9 protein-coding genes and 2 pseudogenes are annotated in these 10,840 nt (G+C 69.9%); 7 read left to right on the forward strand and 4 right to left on the reverse strand.

The window, feature by feature from the left end; genetic code table 11:
- On the forward strand, positions 1–418 hold a 418-nt coding region (locus HIR71_RS15845; protein ID WP_211374312.1), incomplete at its 5' end, for a MarR family winged helix-turn-helix transcriptional regulator.
- An 89-nt stretch (positions 419–507) separates the two neighbouring features.
- Here HIR71_RS15845 and HIR71_RS15850 read toward each other — a convergent pair.
- Positions 508–687, reverse strand: a complete 180-nt coding sequence (locus HIR71_RS15850) for a hypothetical protein (protein ID WP_169326038.1) — start codon at positions 685–687, stop codon at positions 508–510.
- On the reverse strand, positions 674–886 hold the full coding sequence (locus HIR71_RS15855; protein ID WP_169326039.1) for a hypothetical protein: 213 nt from the start codon (positions 884–886) through the stop codon (positions 674–676). The genes HIR71_RS15850 and HIR71_RS15855 overlap by 14 nt, the downstream gene beginning before the upstream one ends.
- A gap of 478 nt (positions 887–1,364) precedes the next feature.
- Between HIR71_RS15855 and HIR71_RS15865 the strand changes: the two genes are divergently transcribed.
- Positions 1,365–3,752: an ATP-binding cassette domain-containing protein gene (locus HIR71_RS15865; RefSeq protein WP_169326040.1), complete on the forward strand. Its 2,388-nt coding sequence runs from the start codon at positions 1,365–1,367 to the stop codon at positions 3,750–3,752.
- A gap of 857 nt (positions 3,753–4,609) precedes the next feature.
- On the opposite strand, the gene HIR71_RS17650 is transcribed toward HIR71_RS15865, so the two are convergent.
- Positions 4,610–5,062 carry a PadR family transcriptional regulator gene (locus tag HIR71_RS17650; RefSeq protein ID WP_169326041.1) on the reverse strand — a complete coding sequence of 151 codons (453 nt, stop codon included), beginning with the start codon at positions 5,060–5,062 and terminating at the stop codon, positions 4,610–4,612.
- 746 nt (positions 5,063–5,808) lie between these two features.
- Between HIR71_RS17650 and HIR71_RS15875 the strand changes: the two genes are divergently transcribed.
- The 4 genes and pseudogenes from HIR71_RS15875 to HIR71_RS15890 all read left to right on the forward strand — a co-directional run.
- Positions 5,809–7,191, forward strand: a complete 1,383-nt coding sequence (locus HIR71_RS15875) for an IS1380 family transposase (RefSeq protein WP_169326042.1) — start codon at positions 5,809–5,811, stop codon at positions 7,189–7,191.
- Between the two features lie 362 nt (positions 7,192–7,553).
- Positions 7,554–8,423, forward strand: coding sequence for a hypothetical protein (locus tag HIR71_RS15880; RefSeq protein ID WP_169326043.1), 870 nt, complete (start codon positions 7,554–7,556; stop codon positions 8,421–8,423).
- A 3-nt stretch (positions 8,424–8,426) separates the two neighbouring features.
- Entirely contained in the window at positions 8,427–8,894 is a 468-nt protein-coding gene (locus HIR71_RS15885) for a hypothetical protein (protein WP_169326044.1), read from the forward strand.
- 103 nt (positions 8,895–8,997) lie between these two features.
- Positions 8,998–9,527 (forward strand): annotated as a pseudogene (locus HIR71_RS15890) (transposase); the annotation flags it as partial.
- Between the two features lie 91 nt (positions 9,528–9,618).
- Here the strand turns inward: HIR71_RS15890 and HIR71_RS17655 are convergent.
- Positions 9,619–10,032: pseudogene (locus HIR71_RS17655) on the reverse strand (helix-turn-helix domain-containing protein); the annotation flags it as partial.
- 89 nt (positions 10,033–10,121) lie between these two features.
- Here HIR71_RS17655 and HIR71_RS15900 point away from each other — a divergent pair.
- Positions 10,122–10,505, forward strand: a complete 384-nt coding sequence (locus HIR71_RS15900) for a hypothetical protein (protein ID WP_211374313.1) — start codon at positions 10,122–10,124, stop codon at positions 10,503–10,505.
- Positions 10,506–10,840: the final 335 nt, after the last annotated feature.

Raw genomic sequence — 10,840 nt, forward strand, 5'->3', positions numbered from 1 at the left:
CATCGACGAGATGCCCTTCTTGAACTGGCGATACGGACCTTCGACAAGTCGTATCTTCCCAAGTCAGGAGGGCATTCTCGCGTTCCCACGCCCACCCCGCGGCAATCAGCCCATCGGTGAATCGAGGCTCAGCCACGGCGAGCTGACCAGCCTGCTGCTGTTCACCGGGCCGGCGACGACCAAGCGGCTGCGTCGCCTGGAGGCGGGCGGCTGGATCCAGCGCACCGCGAACCCGGCCGACGGCCGCGGCGTGCTCCTCCAGCCGACCCCCGACGGCGCCCGGCGGTTCGGCGCACTCCTGCCCGGCTACCTGGCGCTCGAGGCCTCGCTGATCGACCATCTCGCCGCGCGCGACCGCGAGGACCTGACCGTGCTGCTCCGGCGGTTGCTGAGTCGCTGGGAGGCGGCTCGGCGCTGAGCCGCCGCCGAGGTCGGGCGAGCACTCGCCCGAGAATGCGGCTCGACGACATCGCGCGAGCCACGGTGCTTGACCGGTTGCTCGGCGCTTTACCAGTTGCTCGGCGGGTCGCTCGCGGGGAACGACTGCCGTCCCCATTCCTCGACGATGTCCGACGCCGTCGGGACGGGCACGGGCGTCGGGGCGTCGAAGGTCGGACCCGTCCCCACGTCGAGGAGGCGCGACACGCCGAGGGCTGCGCTGTCCGTGATGACCTCAGTGACCGGCACGACGACTCCTTCCGGGCGACGCGAGCGCGGCGTCGGCCTCGACGGACCGTCCGGCCGCTCGACCGCTCGAGGCGGACATCTGCGTCGCGACCTCGAGCAGCGCGGGCAACGGGGCGGGGGAGAGCCGCGAGAACGCCTCGGTGCTCCAGCTCGCGACCACGCGGCGTCGGATCCTGCGCTCGCGCAGCTGCAGCTTCACGGAGTCACCGCGGCGACGGAGCGACCAGGTGAGCCCGTGGAGCGGCCGCGGCAGAGAATGTGTGGGCAGGGGCATTTTGGCCTCGCTTTCGTCGTGCATTCTCTGCTCACCATAGCCAATTCATGAAAATAGTCAACCTCGGCAGCCGGTGATGCGCGGCCGAGCCGGGCCGGCTTTCTTTCGGATTTCAATATTTTTTCAGCGGTAGCCGACGAGAACAGCCGCCGGTTCCGTGTCACGCCGCGACGCATCCAGGCCTGGCGCGAGGCGGACGAGCTGCGCGGCCGGGACCTGCTTCGGGACGGTCGGTGGCTGGTCCGAAGCCGTCGTCCCCGGAGCGGCTCTTGTGGTGAAGACCAGGGGGTTCCCGTGGCGAGGACGACCCGGAACAGTACGTACTCTCGACAGCGCACCGGCGGCCGAGCCGACGCGGACCGTGCTAGCGAGCCTGCGGCCCACCCACGAGGACGGAGACAGCATGAGCACGGTCACGAGGACCGGCACCGCGTCGTCTGCGACGCACGTCGCCGACACCCACGACCTGATCCGCGTGCAGGGTGCGCGTGAGAACAACCTCAAGGACGTCAGCATCGAGATCCCGAAGCGCCGACTCACCGTGTTCACCGGTGTCTCGGGCTCCGGCAAGAGCTCGCTGGTGTTCAGCACGATCGCCGCGGAGTCGCAGCGGTTGATCAACGAGACCTACAGCGCCTTCCTGCAGGGGTTCATGCCGTCGCTCGCGCGGCCCGACGTCGACCTCCTCGACGGCCTCACGACCGCGATCATCGTCGACCAGGAGCGGATGGGCGCCAACCCGCGCTCGACCGTCGGCACGGCGACCGACGCCAACGCGCTCCTGCGCATCCTCTTCAGCCGGTTCGGGCAGCCGCACATCGGCTCGCCCAACGCGTTCTCCTTCAACGTGCCGACCGTGCGGGCGAGCGGCGCGATCACCGTCGAGCGCGGCTCGAGGACCAAGGCGGAGAAGGCCACGTTCAACCGCCTCGGCGGCATGTGTCCGCGGTGCGAGGGCATGGGGTCGGTCAACGACATCGACCTCACCGCGCTGTACGACGACAGCAGGTCGCTCGCCGAGGGCGCGCTCACCGTCCCGGGCTACAGCATGGACGGGTGGTACGGCCGCCTCTTCAGCGGGGCCGGGATACCCATGGACAAGCCGATCGCGAAGTTCACCAAGAAGGAGCTGCACACGCTCCTGTACGCCGAGCCGACGAAGATCAAGGTCGAGGGCATCAACCTCACCTACGAGGGCGTGATCCCCAAGATCCAGAAGTCGATGCTCTCCAAGGACGTCGACGCGATGCAGCCGCACATCCGTGCGTTCGTGGAGCGCGCGGTGACGTTCACGACCTGCCCGGAATGCGACGGCACCCGGCTGGGACCCGAGGCGCGGTCCTCGAAGATCAAGGGCAAGAGCATCGCCGATCTCTGCGCGATGCAGATCAGCGACCTCGCCGTGTGGGTGCGCGAGCTCGACGAGCCCTCCGTCGCGCCGCTGCTCCGCGGGCTGCGGCACCTGCTCGACTCGTTCGCGGAGATCGGGCTGGGGTACCTCTCGCTCGACCGGCCCGCAGGCACGCTGTCCGGGGGAGAGGCGCAGCGGACCAAGATGATCCGTCACCTCGGTTCGTCGCTCACGGACGTGACCTACGTCTTCGACGAGCCCACGATCGGCCTGCACCCGCACGACATCGAGCGGATGAACCAGCTGCTGCTGCGGCTGCGCGACAAGGGGAACACCGTGCTCGTCGTCGAGCACAAGCCGGAGGCGATCGCCGTCGCCGACCACGTCGTCGACCTCGGTCCGGGGGCCGGGACCGCGGGCGGCACGGTGTGCTTCGAGGGCACCGTGGACGGGCTGCGGGGGAGCGACACCACCACGGGCCGGCACCTCGACGACCGCGCGCGGCTCAAGGAGACGGTGCGCTCGTCCGACCGCGCCCTCGAGGTCCGCGGGGCATCGACGCACAACCTCAAGGACGTGGACGTCGACATCCCGCTCGGGGTGCTCTGCGTCGTGACCGGCGTCGCCGGGTCCGGCAAGAGCTCCCTCGTCCACGGCTCGGTCGCGGGCCGTGACGGCGTGGTCGTGATCGACCAGGGCGCCATCCGCGGCTCTCGGCGGAGCAACCCTGCCACGTACACGGGGCTGCTGGACCCGATCCGCACGGCGTTCGCGAAGGCGAACGGCGTCAAGCCGGCGCTGTTCAGCTCCAACTCGGCCGGCGCGTGCCCCACGTGCAACGGCGCGGGCGTCATCTACACGGACCTCGGCGTGATGGCCACGGTCGAGTCCACGTGCGAGGACTGCGAGGGCAAGCGCTTCCAGGCCGCGGTGCTCGAGTACACGCTGGGCGGGAAGAACATCGCCGAGGTGCTGGCCATGCCGGTCACGGAGGCCGAGACGTTCTTCGGTGGCGGCGACGCCCGCACCCCGGCCGCCCACAAGGTCCTCGACCGGCTCGAGGACGTCGGGCTCGGCTACCTCACGCTCGGTCAGCCGCTGACGACGCTGTCCGGCGGCGAGCGGCAGCGGCTCAAGCTGGCGGCGCAGATGGCCGACAAGGGCGACGTCTACGTGCTCGACGAGCCCACCACAGGTCTTCACCTCGCCGACGTCCAGCAGCTGCTCGGCCTGCTGGACCGGCTCGTCGGCTCCGGTCGCTCGGTCCTCGTGATCGAGCACCACCAGGCCGTGATGGCGCACGCCGACTGGATCATCGACCTGGGACCGGGCGCCGGGCACGACGGCGGCCGCGTCGTCTTCGAGGGCACGCCGGCCGAGCTGGTGGCCTCCCGCTCGACGCTCACGGGCGAACACCTGGCGGCCTATGTCGGTGGCTGAGCGAGGGGGTCGCCGCCGGAGCGCTGAGCCGAGCAGCAGCTCGAGCGAGACGACGAGCACCGCCCCGAGGGGCGCGAGGAGGGCGCCCCCGTAGCGCAGCGCCACGAGCCCCCACGCCGCCCGGCGCGCTCCGGTGCGTGCGTCGATGCGTGCGTCGGCTCGGGTCTCGAGGGAGCCGATGGTGGAGGTGACCCCGTCGTCGTCGCGCGCGTCACGGCGCAAACTCACCAGAGCCCACACCGTGCCGACCACGAGCATCAGCGCACCGGTCGCCATGGCGAGCGGCCCCGGCACGGTCGCCACGACGCCACGGAGCAGGAGCAGCAGCACGACCAGCACAGCGAGGTGGGCGACTCCAGCCAGCCAGGCGACGGCCGTCCGCTCCACGACCAGCCGCAGGACGGGATCGAACCATCGGGTCACCGCCACGATGCTGAGCAGCAGGACGCCCGTGACGGCGACGAGGCCGGTGGTGATCTCCACCGAATCGCCCGTGCGCAAGGTCGACGCGGCCCCCGTGAGCAGGAGCAGCCCGATCGGCTGGAGCATCCACGGCAGGATCGGACCGAGGAGGTCGTGAGGCGTGAGCGGCACGGCCGGCAGCTCCAGGGTGCGGGCGTAGACGACCGGGTCGCCGAAGGCCTCCAGCGCGCTCTCACCGCTCTCAGCGCAGTGCGAGCCGACCTCGACGAGCGCGTCGCCGATCGCGCGGCCGGGCACGTCGAGCATCCGCAGCTCGAGGATGAAGTCGTCCGCCCATTGGGGATCGACACCCGGTGCGAGCTCGGCACTGACCGAGGCCATCGAGCCCAGCCGACGCCGTGCGGCCCAGGCGGTCTGGTGCGGGTCGTCCTGCGTCATCGTCGTGCTCCGTCCCGGACCTGCTGCGGTCCGTTGGTGGCGTGCGCCTGGGGGCTGTCGTCACGGCCGGTCGCGATCTTCGGGACGGCGCCCGACGCGATCGCCGGCGCTGCTGCCGGGGCCGAGGCCACGAAGCCCGTCGTCAGCCGTGCGAAGAGCTCCCAGCGGGATGCCTGCTCGTGCCAGGTCCGGGTGCCGTCCGGGGTCAGTGCGTAGTACTTGCGTCCGGGGCCACCTTCGCCGGCGCGCCACTCGACGGCGACCAGGCCGGCGTTCTCGAAGCGCGCCAGCAGCGGGTACAGGGTGCCGCCCTTGAGGGTGCCGAGTCCCACCTCGGCCAGCCGGGCGCCGATGGCGTAGCCGTACGTCGGGCCATCGGCCAGCACCCGTAGCACGCAGACCTCGAGCACGCCGCGGAGCCAGTCGCTCGGCCAGGCTGCGTCACTCATGGGCAAGACAGTACGTCTACCTAGTCAGTCTGTCTACGGAGTCGACCATGGCGGCGTGTCGCAAGCTCGTTCCACCCGTAGGTGACTGGCAGGCACGGATGTAGGCGAGCCGGGAGTTGCCGGTACCGCGGTGTGTCACACGGCCGTGAGTCGTCGGCGCCCGCCGCCGCGGCGCCGGACCCCACCCGCAGGCTGGGCTGCGCCACCACGTAGAGGCCAATCACGTTCGTGGCGCCGGGATCCAGTACCGGCGCTTGGGTACGCCGTGCTCGGTAATCGAACGGGAGCCTTCTACGACCTACGGTAGAGCCGACGGGTGAACCATCCAAGGAACCCGACGGAGCACACCGCCACTGGGGCGAACACGATGACACCCCCTGGGGGCATGGGGTTGTTCCCCGTCGCGAGGGTGCCCCCAACGCCGACGCCTGCAAGGAACAGCGCGAGGCCGACGACGACCATGAGTCGCGTGCTGACCGTTCTCATGGTGCGACCTGCCCATCTGGAGGCTGCCACGTCTGCAACAGCGTAGCGTCCACATCGCGGCGTGAGCCTCGCACTCGATGCAACTCACCGTTGTCGGACTGGCAGGCACGGATGCGCCCACGTGGTCGTTCTCCAAGTCGGACGTCTCTAGCCTCGAGATTTCATGGCGGTGGCGTGCCGGTGACGTGAAAAGTGCTCCTGAACTGGGATGATGTGTCTTGCGAGGGACAGATCAGCCGAGTTCGAGGAGCACCTTCCAGGTGATGAAGCGTAGCGGGTTCTATCCGCGGTTGGTCGTCGACGCGGACGGCGGGTCGGCGGTCGGGCAGGCCGGTGGGGTGTTGCTGACCGGTGCGGTGCGGGCCAGTGGTCTGGACGTCGCGTTGAGCGCGGCGCTGGCGCCGTGGCGGGCGCGGTTCGCGACGCACGACCCGGCCGAGGTGCTGCTCGACCTCGCGGTGACACTCGCGCTGGGCGGGGACGCCTGCTCGGACCTGGCCTCGGTCCGGGCCGAGCCGGCGGTGTCCGCCCAGGTGGCCTCCGACCCGACGGCCTCGCGGACCCTGGCGCGGCTGGCAGGCGACGCGGACAAGGTCCTGACCGCGATCGACGGCGCCCGCGCGGTCGCCCGGGCGCGGGTCTGGGACGCCGCCGGGGCCAACGCGCCGGACCACGACCGAGATGCCCGCCGCCCGTTGGTGATCGACCTCGACGCCACGCTCGTGACCGCGCACTCGGAGAAGGAGAACGCGGCGCCCACGTTCAAGCGGGGGTTCGGGTTCCACCCGTTGTGCGCGTTCGTCGACCACGGGCCCGAGGGCACCGGTGAGCCGTTGAGCATCCATCTGCGCCCGGGCAACGCCGGGTCGAACACCGCCGCGGACCACCTGCAGGTCATCACCTCCGCGCTCGCCCAGATCCCCGGACCCACCCGCGGCAAGTCGGTCCTGGTGCGCATCGACGGCGCGGGCGGCTCCCACCAGGTCATCGAGGCCCTGACCCGCCGCCGGCTGGCCTACTCGGTCGGGTTCACGCTGCCCGAACACACTCCGGACCTGCTCAAACGCATACCAGAGCCGGTGTGGGCCCCGGCCCTGGACGCCCACGACGAAGTCCGCGACGGGGCCTGGGTCGCCGAGCTCACCGACCTGATGGACCTGTCGTCGTGGCCGGCCGGGATGCGGGTCATCGTCCGCAAGGAACGACCCCACCCCGGCGCGCAGCTGCGGTTCGAGGACGTCGACGGGATGCGGATCACCGCGTTCGTCACCAACTCCCGCACCGGCCAGCTCGCCGACCTCGAGCTGCGTCACCGGCGCCGGGCCCGGTGCGAGGACCGGATCCGGATCGCGAAAGACACCGGCCTGACCAACCTGCCGCTGAAAACCTTCGACGCCAACCGGATCTGGTGCGCCATCGTGGCCCTCGCCGCGGAGATCACCGCCTGGATGGGCATGCTCGCCCTGCACGACCACGACGCCCGCCGCTGGGAGCCCAAGGCGCTGCGGTTCCGGCTCTTCACGATCCCGGCGACGCTGGCCCGCTCCGGCCGCAGGGTCCGTCTGCACCTCGCGGCCCGATCACCATGGGCCCCGCTCGCCCTCGACGGGCTCACCCGGCTCGAGAACCTCGCCCCCGGATAACGGTCGGCCACCCCCGTCCCGACGACCTCGAGCACGACCCCCGGCACCTGGAACCGGCGAACACCCCGCACGACAGCGGGACCCCCTGTCACACCCAGGACCCAGAATCAGCACCGAACGCGACCACCGAGCCGCGCCCGACCCTCACACCCAGACCCGATGAAAGATCGAGGCTAGTCTCGGACTTGGGCTCCACAACATGGCGCGAGGCCACTAACGAGCGTATTAGACGTACCGTGCTCACACTTCTTGTCAGTGGATTCGTGACTGCGAGTGATCGCCCATTGACGACGTCAGTGCCCGCCTGCCACCGTGACCGCACCAACCCGGACAATCCGGGCACGGGTAGCCCGGAGGAAACCATGCGTGTACTGACACGGATCACCGCGACCCTCGCGTGCGCAGCGCTTGCGACCACGCTCGCCACCCCCGCGCTTGCCGCACCGGCCGACGCGCCGCCGGTCGAGTGGGTCGTCTCGTCCCACGACAGCCTGGGTGACGCCATCACCACAGCGACCGCAACTCAGGACGCCGCAGCAGTTGCCGCCGCTCTCGAGGCGATGTCCACACGCGCCGCGAACGGTCACAAGGTTGACTTCCCGGGCCTCGACACTGCGCCGCTCGCCGTCGTGGAGTCGATCACGGATGCCGCTGCTGACGCGCTGAAGTCGGGCTCCGACCTGCCCACCGACGTCACGTCGTTCGACCTCGCACCTGACAGCGGGGCCGTGGTTATGCAGCCGGCGACGGGTCTGCGACCCGGTGGAGGCAAGGTGGACGGCGATTTGGCGCAACTGAACGGCTACGTCTCCAACAACGGCTACTCATTCGTGCAGGACAACTGGATCCGCCGCGGCCTGACGTCGACCGGTGGCACGGTGAACTGGACCGACAAGCTCACCATGAAGTCATACACCACCCCGTCCTTCACCTCGTCCCGGCACAGCCTGACGATGACGTACTTCCCCACGACCGGGTTCTTCAGCTCCCCGTCGGTCGACATCGACGCCTACACGGGCATCTCGTCGTACGTCGGGTCGACGGGCAAGGTCAGCATCCCTCTGACTGGGACCTCGGCGAAGGTCGCGTACTACTCGTCGGTCAAGGGCGGGACGGTCTTCCACAGCCTGGTTCTGTTCGCGGTTCAGCGCACCGGCGGTGAGGCGTACGACGGGCAGCAGACGTACAAGGCCAAGTGCCCCTCCGACGCGACGACGTGCTCGTATCTTTGAGCCATGACCACCGACGCTCAGTTCGAAGAATGGGCCGCTCTGGCTGACCCAGCCCTTCCGCCGGCTGAGGCAGTCCGGAAGGCAGTGCATGGTGAGCTCGGCGCCATCTACGAGCTCGCGAACAACTCCGCCCTGCCGTTAGATGCCATTCTTCTGCTGCTGCGTCGCGATGACCCGGTGGTCGCTGGGCTGCTGCTGTTCCATGACGTGCCGACAGAGGTTGTCATCGCGATCATGGAGCAGTTCAGCGGGGAGGAGGGTCTTGTCCGCACTGCCAAATGGCATGCCAACGCCCCTGTCGCGGTGAAGCTGACCCTGCCGCTGGCAGAGGTCGTTGGCGGGTCGCTGGAGTCGTTCTTCGCCATGGTGCGCGCGACGTCTGATGAGCGTGCAGTCGTTCACTCGGCCATCGTCGAAGAGGAGCGCGTGACTCTCGCTGAGGTGTGGGCGCGAGCACGGCCAGTGAGGTGAAGAGGTGACGGCCAGCCGGACGGGCGGTGCACTCGGGCCCTGACCCTGGTTCTTGGACACGCTGTATCCAGCACGTGCTGGGGAAGCGAGATGATCCAGGACCATGGCCCGCAAGAACTACTCCGATGAGTTCCGTCGGCAGGCCGTCGACTTGTACGAGTCCACCCCGGGAGCGACGTTGCGTGGCATCGCCGCTGACCTGGGGATCGTGCGGGGCACCCTGAGCAACTGGGTGGACCTGTACGGCACGGGCAAGACGACGGCCCCGGACGGCACGACAACCACCCGCCGCGTCAGCCACCGCAGAAGCGGCACGCAGCCGCCGACCGGGCCCGAGACCCCCGAGGCGAAGGTGGCCCGGCTCGAGGCGGAGAACGCCGCGCTGCGGGCGGAGGCGACCAAGCTCGCGACCGAGCGGGAGATCCTGCGGCAGGCGGCGAAGTATTTCGCCGGGGAGACGAACTGGTGAGCCGCTTCCAGTTCGTCGCCGACCACCAGCACACCTTCGAGGTGAAGCGGCTGTGCGAGCTCGTCGAGGTCGAGCGATCGTCCTACTACGCCTGGAGAGCCGGCGCCCCGGCCAGGGCCGACCGCGCCGAGGCCGACGCCGAGCTCGCCGGACGGATCCGCGCCGGGCAGCCTTGGCTGCGAACTGCGGATCGCGGGGGAAGATCCAGGACCGGTGCTGCCACGGCTTGATCGGATCGGTGGCCAGCCAGCGCGCCACCGTGGCGGGCGAGATCGAGTCGGCCAGGCCGCGGTTGATGACCTCGGCGGCCAGCTCGGCGCTGGACCACCGCGACAGTGGCAGCCCGGACTCGACCGGCAGCGTGCAGACCAGCGCCTTGACCTGTGCCACCTGCACGGGAGTGAACCGGCGGGGGCGCCCGGTCCGGGGCAGGTCGTCCGGACCGGGCAGACCCCGAGCGGCGAACCGCTTGCGCCACTTGCGCACGGTGCCCACGCACACCCCGAGTAGAGCGGCGATCGCCTCGTTCGTGCGACCCGCCGCGGCGGCCAGCACGATCCGGGCGCGGACCACGTCCCGGTGCTCGCTGCGCCCGGCGCGAGCGCGGGCGGTCAGGACGGCCTCGTCAACGGCGGTCAGGACGATCACGAACGGACTCGAGATGGCCATGAGTCTCTTTGTCGACCCTGTGCACCACGCCCGCGGGTGCGACACGCCGAGCCGACACCCCGACCAGCGGTGTCAGCCAAGATGGGGCCGTGGCCAAGATCCCGGACTCGACCAAGACGTCCCTGCCGCAACGGCTCACTGCCCACGCCCGCCAACGGTGGCCGACCCTGGCCGACGTCCAGGTGCGCTACCGCGCCGGCTTCGCCTACGTCGACGCCGTCCTGCCGGACGGCGAGGTCCTGCGCCTGTGCCGGCTGCGGTACGTCGGCTCCGCGCACGACTGGGGCTTCGCGATCTACCGAGTCAGCCACGACGACTACGAAGACTCGTTCCTGCCCACCGGCTCGCCCGTAGGCAGCTACCAAGACGCCCTCGACACCGCCTGCGGCCTCTACCTGGCCGACCCCTCGACACCGCCTGCGGCCTCTACCTGGCCGACCCCACCGCCTGGACCTGAACCCCCGACGAACTAACGCAGGTGACCACTAGTTCGCCGCGGGCGGTGGCGTCGATAGGGTCGCGTCATGGTGACGGAAGCCCAAGCAGCCGTGGTGGCAGGCGACCCGGACCGCAAAGGCGGGGTTCTGGCTCGGGGATTCTGGTTGCTGTTCGGCGCTGTTCAAGTGGTTCACGCTCGCTTCCGATGACCGGCTCTCTTTGGCGATCGCATGCCTCACTACGCGGTCAAGTCCTGGGGAGTGGTGTAGCGGTGCGGTGTGACCCCTGGGGTGTTTTCAGGCCGTGAGGGCCAGGGTTGGGTCGGTCACCTCCTGGTCGCCGGGGACGAGGTTGAGGTGGGCCTTGGCCA

This window comes from Cellulomonas fimi, assembly GCF_012952065.1.
GTDB lineage: Bacteria > Actinomycetota > Actinomycetes > Actinomycetales > Cellulomonadaceae > Pengzhenrongella > Pengzhenrongella fimi_A.